Origin of the sequence: Chromobacterium sp. ATCC 53434, from assembly GCF_002848345.1 — a bacterium.
In the GTDB taxonomy this organism is placed as follows: Bacteria; Pseudomonadota; Gammaproteobacteria; order Burkholderiales; family Chromobacteriaceae; genus Chromobacterium.
Genome location: NZ_CP025429.1, coordinates 1,607,816 through 1,623,004 on the forward strand (window position 1 = coordinate 1,607,816; position 15,189 = coordinate 1,623,004).

Here is a 15,189-nt window from a genome sequence, read left to right on the forward strand (position 1 = left end):
CAGGAGTTTTATTCATGAGCACTGCTGCAATCTCTCCGGTTTCTTCCTTCAGCAACGGTCAGGTGGACTCGGTCGGCAAGGCTGCCGACGGAGACAATATCGACTATCTGCGCGCGGCGCGGAATTACTCGATCATGGGCCAGGCCATCGCGACGATGGAAGACATCATGCTGCTGTTCACCGAGCTGGCCAATGCCAAGTTCGACCAGATGTCGAAAAAAATGGAAGTGTCGCGCGATGCGCAGGACATGGCCAATAAGGTGGAGGCGCTGTTGGCTGACATCACCGACCCCAAGGCGACCAAGAAGCTGCCCCAGGATGTGCTGGATTATATGAAGGCGAACGGCATCAGTGTGGATTCGGTGGAAAACCTCGGCGGCGATCTCAAAAAGGATGCGCTGACGGCGGTGAAGTCCGCGCTGGAGTCCTTCTCCGGCCGCGCCTCGGATTTCGTGCAGCAGAGCCAGCTGAAACTGCAGCAGCTGATGCAGAACTTCAACACCGCGGTGACGATGGCCAACAGCGTTCAGAGCATGAACGCCGAATCGACCAAGTCCATCGCCCAGGCCATTCGTTAAGCCACGACGTGCCGCCGGCTGGCTTCGGTTCCGACCGGCGTATGTCAGGATAAGGAGCATGTTTTATGCCTGATACTCATCATCAGCTTCAACAGACAGACGACGAGGTGTTCCGGCATTTCTTCGCGCGTGGCGGCTCGCTGCGCTTGCTGGCCGACATTCAGGGCGAGGATCTGGAGTCGCTGTACGGCTATGCCAGGCAATTGTTCGATGGCGGCGACATCGCCGCCGCCCGGAATGTCTACCAGTTGCTGAGCACGCTGGATCACTGGAATTTCGATTACCTGCTGGCGCTGGGCCTGTGCCATCAGCGACTCGGCGAGCACAACGAGGCCGTCGTCTGCTTCGGCCGCGCAGGCATGATCAAGGTGGACGACCCGCGCGCCGCGTTCTTCGCCGGCATCAGCTATCGGCTGGACGGTAATGCGGAGTATGCGGACAAGGCTTTCAACGCCGCCATCAACTGGTGCGGCGATCAAATCGACTATCAGCAAATCAAGGCCAGCGCCGTCAGCATGCTGGCTCAGCAACAGGAGGACGTAGCATGCTGATTACTCTGGATCGTTTCATGCCTGGCGCCGGTCTGCCGGCTGACTGGGCGGAGAAGGAGGAAGGAAAAAGCGGTTCCGCAGGCAAGGCTGGCCAGGTTTCGCATGCCGCGCCCAGGATGCTGGCGGAAGCGCAAACGCAGCAACTGGCGCAGCTGGCCGCGCCTCGCGCCGCGCAAGAGCCGGTATCCCGGCAACAGGCGGCGGATGCGCTGGGCCGGATTTCGCGGACCATCGATCAAGCTTCCGGCGGCGAAGGCGCGGCCAAGGGGCCGGCACTCAGTCTGTCGGCGATCGAAAAGATCCCGATGGATTCGATGATCATGGCCTCCACGCTGCTGACCTCGCAGATGCTGGGCGATACCGCGGCGACCAAGAGCAAGGCTCTCGACATCATGAGCACGAAGCAGGAGGCGCTTCGCAAGCAGGAAGTTGAGAACATTCGAGAGCAGATGAACAAGGCCATCGAACAGCAGGACAAGGCCAAGAAGGCCGGCATTCTCAGCGTGGTCTTCGACTGGGTGGTCGCCGCGGTGGAGGTGGTGACCGGCGTGGCCAAGATGATAGGCGGCGTGCTGAGCGGGAACGCGATGCAGGCGGCCGGCGGCGCGATGGACTTGGTGGCCGGCATGGCGGGGCTGGTCAAGGCCATGGCCAACACGATGGCGCTTGTCGACCCGGAAAACGCGGAGAAGTACCGCAAGGTGGCCGATATTGCCGGGAAGGTCCAGTTGTCGTTCGAGATCGCCGGGGCGGTGGTGGACATCACCAGCGCGGCGCGCAATCTGCTGGTGACCAAGATGATCCCGAAAGTCGCCGGCAAGGTGCTGCAGGAAGGCGCGGAGCAAATGGTCAGCACCGCCATCAAGAAAGGCACGGCAAGCGCGGCCAAGAACGCGGCAAACGCGGTGGGCAAGCAAGTGGCGGATCAAGTCGCGACCCAGGTCGCGCAAGCGTTGGGCAAGGCCGCGGTCGATGCCGCCAAAGCCACGACCAAGAAGACGATGGAGAAGTTCGCGCAGAAGTTCACCAATCAGATGATGGAAAGGTTCACCCACGAAGCGATCGAGAAGATGGTCAGCAAGTCGGTGCAGAAAGTCATCAAGAAAGCCGTCGAGGAGGGCGTGGAGCTGACTGCCGAGGAAGTCACCAAGCGAGTCGTCAGCCAGGTTTTCGCCGACGTGGTCAAGGCAACGATCAAGGCGACTTTGAAAGCGCCGGCGCTTGTCGTGTCCAGCACGGTCCGCGGCGTGGCGACAGGCGCGCGGGACATCATGATCGGCGAGATCGAGAAACAGCGAGCCAAACTGCAAAAGGAAATCGATTTGTTGATTCTGGATCAGCAATGGCTGCAAAACTTCTTCGAGTTTTATGAGCAGGAGAAGAAGGAAGTCATCAAGAAGACGCGCGAGCTGTTGAATGACAAGGGTCAGGTGTTCGACGACGGCGTCCAGGCGATGAGCCAGGCCGCTTCCACCCAGGCGCAGATCGCGTCGGCCATGGTGTAGGGGGAGAGATGACGGCTTTTTCGGTGACTGGGTTTAGCCAGAGGAAAGATACGACTGGATATGGAGCCGTCGGGGAGAATGCCGTCAACTCGAAAGCCGCCGCCGGCTTGCCCGAATTGCCTGAGTGGCGAATCAACGCCGATCACTTGCACGAGGTTCTCGATGAGCTGAAGGCGCTTGATCTCGAGTCCTGCGGTTTGGCCGCGCCGATTCCGGATGGTCTGGACTACACGATTCAATTGCTGGCCGGCAACGAAGGTTTCGGATCGCTGGATTTGCATGGCACGTTCAGCATCGGCGATTTGATGGTCAAGCTGCAAAGTCTGTACGAGCGGCAGCGCGAAGGTTTTTGGGCGATGCAGGCCGAGTTGCTGCCCTTGGTCGCTGCCGTCGTGGCGGTCGCCGTCCAGCAGCGCAGCGAGGCGGCGGAACTCAAGGCCAGGGCGCAACAGGAAAACGCGGCGAGCGAGGTGGTTGGCGGCGCCGGCCAAGTACTCTCCGCGGTTGGGGGGGAAACGGCGCGAGGGGTAGCGAAAGACGGCGCGGAGCAAATCAACCAAGCCATCTCCGTTCACGCTGCGGGCCATGAGGTGCAAGGCGCGCAGGAGGACGCGTCGGGCGAATCGGCTCAGAAGTTGGCAAACAGCATGGGCCAACACCTGGCCAAGGACGCCCGGCAGGAGACCGCGAATCGGCAGGAGTCCGTCTCATTGATGACGGGACTGCTCGCGGTGCTGGCCAAGGACGCCCAAGACTGGGGCCAACGCAAGCATTGAAATCAATCACCGTGACGCCGCAGGGTGGCACGCAACCATTAGTTTAGGAGAATGATCATGACGAATATCAACAACGTCGGCACCGCGAACACGGCGCAAACCGTCCCGCCGCAGGCTTCGGAACGGGGCGTGGACAAGGGCAGCGCTGGGGTGTACGCCACCATGGACAGCCTGATCGCGATGCTGCAGAAAATGAATATCGATATCCGCGACATGGAGCGCGAGTTTCACGCCGCTGGCCAGCAGCGAGCGGCGGCGGTCGAGTTGAAGTCGATCGAGACCAAGATGGAAAGCATCGAGCTCAATTACAAGGCGGCCTGGAAGAATGCCGGCGCCAAGGTTCTGTCTGGATTTTTGAGCGCGGGCGGCGCGGCCATCGGCGGGTACGCGGGCAAGGGGGGAGACCTGATTTCCACGGGACTGTCGGGGGTGGGCAAAGGAATGGAGGGCGGCATCAACTGGGGCAGCGCTGGCCTGACGCGCGAAGCCGAGCAGAAGAAGATTCTGGGCGACTTCCAGGCGGATCATGCCGGTGAGCGATATAAAGCGCTGGGCGCCGCGGCGGACAGGGCGGCCGAGGCGTCGCGCCGAATGCATGATTTGACCCGCGAACTGATGAGCATGCAAGAGCGCATCATGTCGGCCGTCAAGATCTAAGCCTGTTGATGAACCGGGGCCGGATGCGGGCTTGCCCGTATCCGCCGAATGGAGAGCCGCAATGCAAGAAACGACTATCAAACCGGATGCCGTTACCCAATTCCTGCTGGCGCAGGGACTGGTTCCGGAGGCGGAGTATTTTGGAAACAGCCATGTTGTGATTGGGCAGCGAGTGAAATTGCTGGATTGTGAGCTGGTTTACCGCCTGGAGGATGCGGAGCTGATCATTTGCGATTTCGTCGCCCGACAGCCGGTGCAAGGCTCCGCCAGCGCGGTGTCGGCTTTCATTCACCTGATCCGCAAGATCGAGCAGTCGGTTTCCCAGGTGAGGCTGGTGCGGGGCCTGTTTCTGGAAAACATGCTTCAGCCGGAGCTGAATCAGGTCAGGGCGAGACTATCCAAGGTCTTGGAGGCGCAAGGCGCCGAGTGGCGCGATATCGATGGCGAGCAATGGCTGGTTTATGAGACAGGGTTGGCCCATTCGGCATAGCGGGCGGCGGGCGGGCGCCGCCATTCTGAACCGTCTTTGCATGTCGGAACGCCCGCGCGCGGCGCTTGCGGGGTCCGGCGCTCCGGGGATGGAGGGCGCCTGAGTTGCCGCGGATTTATGCGATAAAGCTAATCCTCGGCACGAATCTTGTGTAATCTTCATAAGGGCATCGGTTGTTTCCTGATCGCAGGGGGCCGGTGCCGGCATTGCATGATGCGGGTGATTGTTCTGCTTGTCAGTGAAATGGATATCCATGGCATTCGATAGCAAATCATTGCTTTCCGTACTGTTGTGCCGCAGTGGCCATCGTCTGTGCGCGCTGCCGTTGACGCATGTGCGCGAAATCATGCGCGCCTTGCCGGTCGACCCGGTACCGGCGATGTCCGACTTCCTGCTGGGACTGGCGCTGATACGCGGCGCCCCGGTGCCGGTGCTCGATTGCGCGCGTCTGGTGGGTTCGGCGCTGTCGACGCGGATATCGCGCTTCGTCACGCTGACGCTGGGCGAACGCCAGTTGGCGCTGGCGGTGGACGGCGTCGTCGGCGTGCGGCAACTGCCGGCCGCCACGCTGGCCGACATCGCTCCGTTGCTGGACGGCAGCGATGACGGCCTGGTGCAGTCGATCGCGACGCTCGACGCCGAGTTGCTGCTGGTGCTGCGCGCCGGCCGCATGGTTCCGGAGGACATGTGGGACGCCCTGGCGGCCGGGGATGGCGCGATATGAATATCGAACCGTCGTCCCCGCTGGTGGCGCAATTCCGCGATCTGATCGCCGACCGTCTTGGCTTGCAATTCGACGAAACCAAGCTGGGCAATCTGGCGCGGGTGCTGAGCCGGCATGGCGGCAAGGACATGCCGGCCTACCTGGCGATGTTGGCGGCGGAGCCCGAGCGCTCCGAGGTCCTGCATAGGCTCGCCGTCGATCTGACCGTCACCGAAACCTATTTCTACCGGAATTTCGAGCAGATTCAGGCCTTCGCCGAGGTGGCGATGCCGGCTTGCCTGCTGGCGCGCGGCGGCCTGCCCGTGCGCGTGCTGTCGGCCGGCTGCGCCTCGGGGGAGGAACCGTACACGCTGGCGATCGCCGCTCGCGAGGCCGCGGGCCTGGGCCCGGGCAGCGTGTGGATACGCGCGATCGACGCCAATCCCGCCATGCTGGCCAAGGCCGGATCGGCGCGCTACTCGGCCTGGTCGCTGCGCGAAGTGAACCCCGCGATGCGGGAGCGCTGGTTCGCGCGCGACGGCGAGCTCTACGCGCTGAACGATGGCGTGCGTCGGTCGGTGCGGTTCGAGCAGCGCAATCTGGCGCAGGAGGACGCGGAATTATGGGCGCCCGACAGCTACGACATCGTATTTTGCCGCAATGTGCTGATGTACTTCAGTCCGGAGCAGGCCCAGGCCGCCGTGGCGCGGATCGTGGGCGCGATGGCGCCCGGCGGCTATCTGTTCCTGGGCCACGCGGAAACACTGCGCGGCCTGTCTAACGATTTCCATCTCTGCCATACCCATGCCACCTTCTATTATCGGCGCAAGCTGCAAGCCGACGAGCCGGCCCCGGCGATGCAAGCCGGCCCACCGGCATGGACGGAGGAGCCATTCCGACCATTGTTGCCGAATGATCCGGCATGGGTCGATGCGATCGCGCGCGCGGCCCAGCGCATCGATACGCTGGCGGTGAAGGTGCCCCAGGCGGCTGGCGACCCGGCGGAGGCGCAGCCCGATTTGCACCACGCCTTGTCTTGCTTGCACAAGGAGCAATTCGAGCAAAGCCTGGCGCTGATCGAGAAGCTGCCCCAGCAATATGCCGATGACCCGGACGTATTGCTGCTGAAGGCCGTCTCGCTCAGCCAGAGCGGCGCGCTGTCGGCGGCGGGGCACATCTGCCACGCCTTGCTGGCGCGCGACGAGCTGAATGCCGGCGCCCACTATGTGCTGGCCTTGTGCCACGAAGAAGATGGCGACAATTCGGCGGCGCTGGCGCACTACCGCAGCGCCGTCTACCTGGATTCGAGCTTTGCGCTGGCGCGCCTGCACATCGGCGTGTTGGAGCGGCGCATGGCCGAACTCGAAGCGGCGCGGCGCGACTTGGCCCAGGCCCTGATCCTGTTGCAGCACGAGGAGCCGTCGCGGCTGTTGCTGTTTGGCGGCGGCTTCCCGCGCAGCGCCCTGATCGATCTTTGCCGCGCCGAGCTGGCCGCGCTGGGCGTCTCGCCATGAGCCGCGGCCTGACGCCGGCGGACAGCGCGGCCAGCCTGCGGGAGGCGTTCGACCGCTCGTTTGCGCTGGCGCCTGTCTTGCCGGCCGCCGGCGGCGTCAATCTGCTGACGATACGGATAGGGGCCGAGCCGTACGCCATCCGCCTGGCGGATATCCGCGGCCTGCATGTCGATCGGCGCATTCTGGCGCTGCCCAGTCCGATGCCGGAATTGCTGGGCGTGACCAATTTCCGTGGCCAGATCGTGCCGGTGTATCAGCTGGCCGCCTTGCTGGGCAAGGCCTCGGGCGCCGGCGGCACGCCGCGCTGGATGGTGCTGGTGCAGGGCAGCGCGCCGCTGGCGCTCGCCTTCGAGGCCTTTGAATCGCATGTCCGCGTCGGCGCCGGGGAGTGGATCGCGGCGGCCGACGCCGCCGGCCGAGGGCGGTCGCGCGAGGGCGTGCGTATCGCGAGCGGCGTGGTGCCGGTGCTGGACATCGGCGCGCTGGCGGCGCAGATCGAGGCGCGCGCCGCCCATCCGTCGCCGGGACAACAGCCGTGAACGCGCGCCGAATCGCTGTTCGGCGCCGTTCTGGGGGGGGCCGTGGCTAAAGATCCCTATCGTTATTTCAGAATCGAGGCGCGCGAACTCATCGAACAGCTGAGCAAGGGCGTGCTGGCGCTCGAGCAGGGCGGTCGGGACGAGGAGCAGGTGTCGCTGCTGCTGCGCTGGGCACACACCTTGAAAGGCGCGGCGCGGGTGGTGAGGCAGGCGCAGATCGCCGATCTGATCCATGGCGTGGAAACGCTGCTGGCGCCGCTGAGGTCGTCCGACGCGGCTTTGCCGCGCAGTACGGTCGACCAGTTGTTGGCCGTTTTCGACCAGGTGAACACCTTGCTGGGCCAATTGCCGTCGGCCGAAGCCGATGGCGCCGGCGCCGGCGGCGATCGCGTCAGCGCCGGGAGCGAGGCGCTGCCGGCGGCGGCGGACCCGCCGCAGCGCATCGTCCGCGCCGACGTGCTGGAAGTGGACGCATTGCTGGAGGGCCTGGGCGAGATCGGCACCGAGCTGACGGGCATCAGGCGCGCCATCGACACGCTGGAGGCCTTGCGCGAACTGGCGCTGACGGCGGGCGAGGCGGCGCCTCAGGGCGGCCGGGCGCTGGTGGCGCAACTCGACGCGCTTGAGCGCAGGATGGCGGGCGGGGCGGAAAGGATAGACCGCGAGCTGCGCCAGACCCGCGACGCCGCCGAGCGACTGCGGCTGATCCCGGTCGGCGGCATTTTCACCACGCTGGAGCGCTGCGCGCGCGACGCCGCCCACAGCTGCGGCAAGCAAGTCGTGTTCGATGCCAGCGGCGGCCAGTTGCGCATAGACGGCGAGGTGCTCGATGCGGTGCTGGGCGCCTTGCTGCAACTGGTGCGCAATGCGATGGCGCATGGCATCGAGACGCCGGAGCAGCGCGCCGGCGCGGGCAAGGACGCGTCCGGCCGCATCGCGCTGGATGTCTCGCGGCGCGGCTATATGGCCTGGTTCCGCTTGCGCGACGATGGCCGCGGCATCGATATGGCCGCGTTGCGGGCCGTTCTGGCGGCGCGCGGCCAGCCCGCGCCGGTCGACGACGCCGCGCTGCTGGCCAGGCTGCTGGAAGGCGGCGTCAGCACCAGCAGCGCGGTGACCGAGTTGTCCGGGCGCGGCATCGGCATGGATGTGGTGCGCGCCGCGATGGCCAAGCTGGGTGGCCGGGCCCGCGCCAGCAGCGACGCCGGCGGCACCACCTTCGAGTTGTGCGTGCCGCTGTCGCTGGCGGGACTGGACGTGTTGCTGGTGGAGGCCGACGGCCAGGTCGCGGCGCTGCCGCTGGATGTCGTGCAAGGCGCGCTGCGGGTGTCGCAGGAGCAGGTGGTGCGCTCGGCGGACGGCGACGCCATCGTGTATGAAGGCCAGTTGCTGTCTTTGCTGCCGCTGGCCATCGACGCCGCGGGGCGGAGCGCCCGCCCGCGGTCGCCGCGCGCGATGACGGCGGTGGTCATCCGCAGCCAGGGCGAGCGCCTGGCGCTGGCGACCAGCCGCCTGGGCGGGGTCGACAGCGTCGTGCTGCGCGGGCTTCCCCCGCTGATGACGGCCGACCCGATGGTGCTGGGACTGTATCTGGACATCGAGGGCGAGCCGCGCATGGTGCTCAATCCCGAGGCGCTGGGCGGCGCGCTGAGCGGTCGCCGCGGCGGCGGCAAGGAGACGGCGACGCCGTGCCCGCCCATCCTGATCGTCGACGATTCGCTGACGACCCGGATGCTGGAGAGCAGCATCCTGGAGTCGGCCGGCTACCAGGTGGCGCAGGCGACGTCCGCCGAGGAAGGGCTGGAGTTGGCGCGGCAGAATCGCTACGCGCTGTTCCTGGTCGATGTCGAGATGCCCGGCATGGATGGCTTCGGCTTCATCACGCAACTGCGCGCCGACCCGCAACTGCGCGATATCCCGGCGCTGTTGGTGACCTCGCTCGACACGGCCGAGCACAAGCGGCGCGGCATCGATGTCGGCGCCAACGGTTATATTGTCAAAAACGAATTCGATCAGGCTGCGTTTCTGGCGCAGATCGGGGAACTGGTGCTGCGATGACGAAGTTGCGGGTGCTGGTGGTGGAAGATTCGCTGACGGTGCGCATGCACCTGTGCGAGCTGCTGGAGGCCGACCCGGCCTTCGAGCTGGTCGGCCAGGCCGAGGACGGCAAGCAGGCCATCGAGCTGTGCCTGGCCTTGCGCCCGGATGTCATTTCGCTGGACATGATGATGCCGGTGATGACCGGCTTGGCCGCCACCGAATACATCATGGCCTACTGCCCGACCCCCATCCTGGTGGTCTCGTCGTCGATCAACCGCGGCGAACTGTTCCGCACCTACGAGGCGCTGGCCGCCGGGGCGCTGGACGTGATCGAGAAGCCGCAGCCCGGACAGGACCGTTGGGACGAAAACTACCTGGCCATGCTCAAGCTGGTGGCCAAGGTCAAGGTGGTGACGCATTTGCGCGGCCGCCGCGCCGCCCATGCGCAGCCGATCGCGCCTTGCGCGCCGGCATCGCCGCGCCAGTCGATGCGGCTGGTGGCGCTGGGGGCGTCGACCGGAGGGGCCAGCGCCCTGGTCGAGGTGCTGGGCGGATTGCCCGTCGATTTCCCGCTGCCGCTGGTGGTGGTCATCCATCTGGCCGAGCCGTTCGGCCATGCCTTCGTCGACTGGCTGGACGACCATTGCCTGCTGGATGTGAGGCTGGCGCGCCACGGCCAGGCGCTGCCGGCGCGCGGCGTGGTGATGGCGGCCCCTGGGCTGCACTTGCAACTGCGCGGCGGCATGCAGGTGTGCGAAGCGGGACCGGAAAGGCTGTCGTGCCGGCCGTCGGTCGACGTGCTGTTTGAATCGGTGGCGCAGGAATACGGCGCGGCCGCCGCCGCCGTGCTGCTGACCGGCATGGGCCAGGACGGCGCGCGCGGCATGTTGGCCGTGCGCGACGCGGGCGGATTGACGATCGCGCAGGACGAAGCCAGTTGCGTGGTGTACGGCATGCCGCGCGAGGCGGCGTTGCTGAACGCGGCGCAGCGCATCCTGCCGCTGAGCGATATCGGCCCGGCCCTGGCCGCGCTGGGCGCGGGGCGAATGCCATGATGGCCCCGGTGCTGATCGTCGACGACAGCCTGACCGTGCGGGCGGACCTCGAGGAGGCGTTCGTGGAGCGCGGGATAGCGACCATCGCCTGCGCCTCGTTGGCCGAGGCGCGCGCCGCGATGGCGCGGCAGCCCATAGGCCTGATGGTGTTGGACGTCATGCTGCCCGACGGCGACGGCATCGACTTGCTGCGCGAAGTGCGCGCCACCGCCGGCGGCGCCAGCCTGCCGGTGCTGGTGCTGTCCAGCGAGGCCCAGGTCAGCGACCGCATACGCGGCATGCTGACCGGATCCAATGACTATGTGGGCAAGCCCTATGACCGGGACCGCCTGGTGGCGCGCGCGGTGCAGTTGCTGGCGGTGGCCGGAATGCCGGTCGACGCCGCGCCGCTGGTGCAGGTGATAGACGACAGCCTGACCTACCGCGAGCAGCTGGGGGCCTTGTTGCGCGAGCAGGGCTATCAGGTGGCGCTGGCCCATAGCGGCGAAGAGGGGTTGCGCGCGATGGCGTCGCGCCGGCCGGCGGCGCTGGTGGTGGACAGCGTGCTGCCCGGCATCGATGGCGCCGCCGTGGTGCGCAAGCTGCGCCTCGACCCGGCTTTGCACACCGTTCCCTGCATCCTGCTGACCGGCGCCGACGAGGACGGCGCCGAGCTGCATGCGCTGGACGCCGGCGCCGACGCCTTCGTGCGCAAGGATGGCGACGCCGGCGTGTTGCTGGCGCGGCTGGCCGCGGTGCTGCGCAATGTCGACGACGTCGGCCGCATGGCGTCGCAGCAGGCCGGCCGGCGCATTCTGGCGGTGGACGACAGTCCCAGCTATTTGCACCAGCTGGCCGACGTGCTCGGCGACGAGGGCTACGACGTGATCCTGGCCGAGTCGGGCGAGCAGGCGCTGGAGCTGCTGAAGGTGCAAACCGTCGATTGCGTGCTGCTGGACCGTCAGATGCCTGGGCTGTCGGGCAGCGAGACCTGCGCCCGCCTGAAGGGCGACGCCGCCACGCGCGACATTCCGCTGATCATGCTGACCGCGATGGAAGACCGGGCGGCGATGATAGAAGGCCTGGCGATCGGGGCCGACGACTATGTGCTGAAGTCTAGCGAGTTCGACGTGCTCAAGGCCCGCGTGCGGGCCCAGTTGCGGCGCAAGCAGTTCGAGGACGAGAGCCGCCGCATCCGCGCCGAGCAGATGGACCGGCAGCTGGAGGCGGCGGAGATACGCGCGGCGCGCGCGCTGGCGGAGAGCCGCGCCATCCTGCTGGCCGAACTGGAGCGCAAGAACCGCGACCTGGAGCATGCCAACCGGCTCAAGTCCGAGTTCCTGTCCAATATGTCGCACGAGCTGCGCACCCCGCTCAACGCCATCATCGGTTTTTCCGAACTGCTGACGCGCGGCGTCACCGGCGTGCTCAGTCCGCAGCAGAACACTTATGTCGGCCACGTGCTGGCCAGCGGCCGCCATCTGCTGAGCCTGATCAACGACATCCTGGACCTGTCCAAGGTGGAGGCGGGCAAGATGGAGCTGAGGCTGGAGCCCATCGACGCCAACGCCGTGCTGCGCGCCAGCCTGTCCATCGTGCAGGACGGCGCGGCGCGGCGCGGCATCGCCCTGGAGTTCCTGCCCTGCACGCCGCTGGAGCCGGTGCAGGTCGATTTGCGCCAATTCCGGCAGATAGTCTACAACCTGCTGTCGAATGCCGTCAAGTTCTGTCGCGACGACGGCCGCGTGACGCTGTCGCTGCATCGCGCGCAGCGCTGCGACGTGGCATATGTCGAGGACGCTGTCTGGGCCAGCCGTCTGCTGCCGCTGCCCGACGGTTCCGAGCAAGCGTTCCTGGAAGTGCGGGTGCGGGACAGCGGCGCCGGGATCGCCGCCGCCGACTTGCCGGCGCTGTTCGAAACCTTCAGCCAGCTCGACGCTTCCAGTTCGCGCCGGCACGAGGGCAGCGGCCTGGGGCTGGCGCTGGTCAGCCGGCTGGCGCAATTGCATGGAGGCACGGTCGGCGTCAGCAGCGCGCCGGATCTCGGGTCGCAGTTCTCGATCTGGCTGCCGCTGCGGAGCGACGCGGCGACGGCTTCGCCGCGCCGGGCGCTGGTGATGGAGGACGACGCGCGCGCCGCCGAGCTGCTCCAGGCCCATCTGGAGAGGATAGGCTTCGCGGTCTCTACCGCGAGCGACGCCGGAACGGCGCTGTCCCTGCTCCGCGGCGAGGTCCCCGATCTGATCACGCTGGATTTGCTGCGGCCCGAGGCCTGCGGCTGGGCGGCGCTGGACGAGGTCAAGCGCGATCCCCGGCTGAAGAACGTGCCGGCGGTGATCGTCGCCATCGAGGCCGACAAGATGAAGGCCTGCGTGATGGGCGCCGCGCAGCTGCTGCCAAAGCCGGTGCCGCGCCAGGACCTGATCGACGCGTTGCAGGCGCTGGGACTGGGCAATGAACCGATGTCGGCGCCGACCGTGATGATTGTCGACGACGCGGCCTCCGTTGCGCGGCTGAGCGCCGATCTCGCCGATCTCGACTGCCAGCTGCGGTGCTGCACCGACGGCGCCGGCGCCCTGGCGGCTTTGCGGGATGCCCGGCCGGACGTGTTGATCGTCGGCCTGGTGTTGTCCGATATCAGCAGCTTCGAAGTGCTGGCGGCGCTGCGCAAGCATACCGCCTCCTCGGTTCCCATCCTGGTGCTGAGCGACGACAGCGTCAGCCTCGACGACAGGCGGCGGCTGGGCGGGCAGGTGCTGGGCATCATGAAGGAAGACAGCTTCGATCGACGGCAATTCTTGTTCGAGGTCGGCCGCGCGCTGCAGCAGGCCGCGCGCCGCCGGACTGTCGCGGAGACGCCGGCCGATCGGATAGGCGAGGTGGACGATGGCACGGATACTGATAGTCGATGACACGCCGGGCAATATGCTGTTGACCCGCACCATCCTGGAAAGCGAAGGCCACACGCTGTTTTGCGCCGAGCGGGCGCGCGACGGCATCGACATCGCCCGGCGGGAGCTGCCGGATCTGGTGCTGATGGATGTCCAGATGCCGGAAATGGACGGCATTACGGCGGTCGCCATCCTCAAGGACGACCCGTTGACGCGGGCGATACCGGTGGCCGCGCTGACCGCCTGCGCGATGAGGGGAGACCGCGAGCGCATGCTGGCGGCCGGTTTCGACAGTTATATCGAAAAGCCGATCGATTTCGTCAGTTTCGTGGCCGAGATCGGGCGCCTGGTCGGTTTGCGGCAGGCGCCGGAGCGGAAATGATCCGGCGATAGGCGGGCCCATCCATTTGTAGAGGGAGCGATCAAGCATGAACCAGAACTGGACCTTTGGCCGGAAGTTGGCGTTCGGCTTCGCGGTATCGTCGACTTTCCTGATCGCGATCGGCATCGCGGCATACTGGAGCATCAGCGTGCTGATCGCCACCGCCGGCTCGGTCACCCATACGCAAAAAGTGGTGGAGCGCGTGTCCGGCCTGATCAGCCTGGTAAAGGATGCCGAAACCGGCCAGCGCGGCTATCTGCTGACCGGCGACCCGGCCTATCTGGAGCCGTTCCAGACAGCCGTCGCCGGCATGCCGGCGGTGCTGTCCGAGCTGCGCGCCCTGAGCGTGGACAATGCCGACCAGCAAGCCCGGATAAGCCAGGCGGAAACGCTGGTGAACAGCAAGTTCAACGAGTTGAAGCGCACCATCGACTTGCGCAAGGCCGGCCATGCCAACGAGGCGTTGAAGATCGTCCTGACCGGGGAGGGCAAGAAATACATGGACGCCTTGCGCGTCCTGTGCGGGCAGATCAACCGCCAGGAGCGCGTGTTGCTGAGCAAGCGCGAGGCGGACACCGACGCCACCTCCAGCAACGCCAAGGCGACCATCGTCGTCGGCACCATCCTGTGTCTGCTGTTCGTGGTCGGCGCCGGCTTCACCATCACGCGCTCGCTGACGGAGCGGCTGGGGATGGCCGTCGGCCATGTGCAGAGCTCGTCGGCGGAACTGCAGGCCGCCGCCACCCAGCAGGCGTCCGGGGCCAAGGAGCAGGCCAGCGCGATGAGCGAGATCAGCACCACTATCAGCGAATTGGGCGTGACCTCGCGCCAGATCGCCGAGAGCGCCCGCCGGGTGGCGCAGATCGCCGAGCAGACCGCGACGGCGGCGCGCAGCGGCGAGGGCACGGTGGAAAGAGGGCAGGAGGCGATTGGCGGCATCCGTCGCCAGACCGATCTGGTGGTCAGCCACATGCTCGATCTCGGCCGCAAATCGCAGGAGATAGGCGCGGTGCTGGACATCGTGTCCGAGCTGGCGGAGCAGACCAATATCCTGGCCATCAACGCCACCATCGAGGCCAGCGGCGCCGGCGAGGCCGGACGCCGTTTCGCCGTGGTGGCGGAGGAGATCCGCAAGTTGGCCGACCGGGTCGCGGCGTCGACCAAGGGCATACGCACCCAGATCGACGATGTGCGCGGCGCCGTCAACACCACGGTGATGGCCACCGAGAGCGGCGCCAAGGCGGTAGACCAGGGCGCGCGCCAGTTCGCCGAAGTGGCCGCGGCGTTCAAGCAGATCGCCGATCTGGTCACCACCACCACCGAGGCGGTGCGCGAGATCGAGCTGTCGACCAAGCAGCAGGCCACCGCCGCCGATCAGGTGCGCACCGCCGTGTCCGAAGTGGCGCAGGCGACGCAAGAGACCGAGACCAGCTCGACCCAGACGCTGCAGACCGCCTCGCAATTGGCCGGGCTGTCGATGGATCTGCGGCGTCTGGTCCATTCCGGGACGGTCTGAGCCTGACGGGCAT

Annotated in this window: 14 protein-coding genes; all 14 read left to right on the forward strand. The window is 66.4% G+C overall.

What is annotated here, in order from left to right:
- Positions 1 to 14 precede the first annotated feature (14 nt).
- The 14 genes from CXB49_RS07575 to CXB49_RS07640 all read left to right on the forward strand — a co-directional run bounded on the left by CXB49_RS07575 (position 15) and on the right by CXB49_RS07640 (position 15,176).
- Positions 15 to 578 (forward strand): secretion protein EspA, encoded by a 564-nt coding sequence (locus tag CXB49_RS07575; RefSeq protein WP_101707824.1) that lies wholly within the window; start codon positions 15 to 17, stop codon positions 576 to 578.
- Between the two features lie 65 nt (positions 579 to 643).
- A complete protein-coding gene (locus tag CXB49_RS07580) occupies positions 644 to 1,129 on the forward strand; it encodes a SycD/LcrH family type III secretion system chaperone (protein ID WP_101707825.1) in 486 nt (161 codons plus the stop codon).
- Positions 1,045 to 2,634, forward strand: a complete 1,590-nt coding sequence (locus CXB49_RS07585; RefSeq protein ID WP_233492979.1) for a type III secretion system translocon protein — start codon at positions 1,045 to 1,047, stop codon at positions 2,632 to 2,634. The genes CXB49_RS07580 and CXB49_RS07585 overlap by 85 nt, the downstream gene beginning before the upstream one ends.
- A gap of 8 nt (positions 2,635 to 2,642) precedes the next feature.
- On the forward strand, positions 2,643 to 3,410 hold the full coding sequence (locus tag CXB49_RS07590) for a hypothetical protein (RefSeq protein ID WP_101707826.1): 768 nt from the start codon (positions 2,643 to 2,645) through the stop codon (positions 3,408 to 3,410).
- A 57-nt stretch (positions 3,411 to 3,467) separates the two neighbouring features.
- A complete protein-coding gene (locus tag CXB49_RS07595; RefSeq protein WP_158300666.1) occupies positions 3,468 to 4,067 on the forward strand; it encodes a hypothetical protein in 600 nt (199 codons plus the stop codon).
- 61 nt (positions 4,068 to 4,128) lie between these two features.
- Positions 4,129 to 4,557: a secretion protein gene (locus CXB49_RS07600; RefSeq protein ID WP_101707828.1), complete on the forward strand. Its 429-nt coding sequence runs from the start codon at positions 4,129 to 4,131 to the stop codon at positions 4,555 to 4,557.
- 253 nt (positions 4,558 to 4,810) lie between these two features.
- A complete protein-coding gene (locus CXB49_RS07605; protein WP_101707829.1) occupies positions 4,811 to 5,281 on the forward strand; it encodes a chemotaxis protein CheW in 471 nt (156 codons plus the stop codon).
- On the forward strand, positions 5,278 to 6,774 hold the full coding sequence (locus tag CXB49_RS07610) for a protein-glutamate O-methyltransferase CheR (RefSeq protein WP_101707830.1): 1,497 nt from the start codon (positions 5,278 to 5,280) through the stop codon (positions 6,772 to 6,774). Before CXB49_RS07605 ends, CXB49_RS07610 begins: the two co-directional genes overlap by 4 nt.
- Positions 6,771 to 7,313, forward strand: a complete 543-nt coding sequence (locus tag CXB49_RS07615) for a chemotaxis protein CheW (protein ID WP_101707831.1) — start codon at positions 6,771 to 6,773, stop codon at positions 7,311 to 7,313. The genes CXB49_RS07610 and CXB49_RS07615 overlap by 4 nt, the downstream gene beginning before the upstream one ends.
- 42 nt (positions 7,314 to 7,355) lie before the next feature.
- Positions 7,356 to 9,371: a response regulator gene (locus CXB49_RS07620; RefSeq protein ID WP_101707832.1), complete on the forward strand. Its 2,016-nt coding sequence runs from the start codon at positions 7,356 to 7,358 to the stop codon at positions 9,369 to 9,371.
- Positions 9,368 to 10,408: a chemotaxis-specific protein-glutamate methyltransferase CheB gene (cheB, locus tag CXB49_RS07625; RefSeq protein ID WP_101707833.1), complete on the forward strand. Its 1,041-nt coding sequence runs from the start codon at positions 9,368 to 9,370 to the stop codon at positions 10,406 to 10,408. The genes CXB49_RS07620 and cheB overlap by 4 nt, the downstream gene beginning before the upstream one ends.
- Positions 10,405 to 13,299, forward strand: a complete 2,895-nt coding sequence (locus tag CXB49_RS07630) for a response regulator (protein WP_101707834.1) — start codon at positions 10,405 to 10,407, stop codon at positions 13,297 to 13,299. The genes cheB and CXB49_RS07630 overlap by 4 nt, the downstream gene beginning before the upstream one ends.
- Positions 13,274 to 13,660, forward strand: a complete 387-nt coding sequence (locus tag CXB49_RS07635; protein WP_101710648.1) for a response regulator — start codon at positions 13,274 to 13,276, stop codon at positions 13,658 to 13,660. The genes CXB49_RS07630 and CXB49_RS07635 overlap by 26 nt, the downstream gene beginning before the upstream one ends.
- A 46-nt stretch (positions 13,661 to 13,706) precedes the next feature.
- Complete coding sequence (locus CXB49_RS07640) at positions 13,707 to 15,176, forward strand: CHASE3 domain-containing protein (RefSeq protein WP_101707835.1); 1,470 nt, start codon at positions 13,707 to 13,709, stop codon at positions 15,174 to 15,176.
- The last annotated feature ends 13 nt before the right edge of the window (positions 15,177 to 15,189 follow it).

Coding starts and splice junctions, on each gene's coding strand:
- CXB49_RS07575 (WP_101707824.1), top strand. CDS start 15: ATGAGCACTGCTGCAATCTCTCCGGTTTCTTCCTTCAGCAACGGTCAG.
- CXB49_RS07580 (WP_101707825.1), top strand. CDS start 644: ATGCCTGATACTCATCATCAGCTTCAACAGACAGACGACGAGGTGTTC.
- CXB49_RS07590 (WP_101707826.1), top strand. CDS start 2,643: ATGACGGCTTTTTCGGTGACTGGGTTTAGCCAGAGGAAAGATACGACT.
- CXB49_RS07595 (WP_158300666.1), top strand. CDS start 3,468: ATGACGAATATCAACAACGTCGGCACCGCGAACACGGCGCAAACCGTC.
- CXB49_RS07600 (WP_101707828.1), top strand. CDS start 4,129: ATGCAAGAAACGACTATCAAACCGGATGCCGTTACCCAATTCCTGCTG.
- CXB49_RS07605 (WP_101707829.1), top strand. CDS start 4,811: ATGGCATTCGATAGCAAATCATTGCTTTCCGTACTGTTGTGCCGCAGT.
- CXB49_RS07610 (WP_101707830.1), top strand. CDS start 5,278: ATGAATATCGAACCGTCGTCCCCGCTGGTGGCGCAATTCCGCGATCTG.
- CXB49_RS07615 (WP_101707831.1), top strand. CDS start 6,771: ATGAGCCGCGGCCTGACGCCGGCGGACAGCGCGGCCAGCCTGCGGGAG.
- cheB (WP_101707833.1), top strand. CDS start 9,368: ATGACGAAGTTGCGGGTGCTGGTGGTGGAAGATTCGCTGACGGTGCGC.
- CXB49_RS07630 (WP_101707834.1), top strand. CDS start 10,405: ATGATGGCCCCGGTGCTGATCGTCGACGACAGCCTGACCGTGCGGGCG.
- CXB49_RS07635 (WP_101710648.1), top strand. CDS start 13,274: ATGGCACGGATACTGATAGTCGATGACACGCCGGGCAATATGCTGTTG.
- CXB49_RS07640 (WP_101707835.1), top strand. CDS start 13,707: ATGAACCAGAACTGGACCTTTGGCCGGAAGTTGGCGTTCGGCTTCGCG.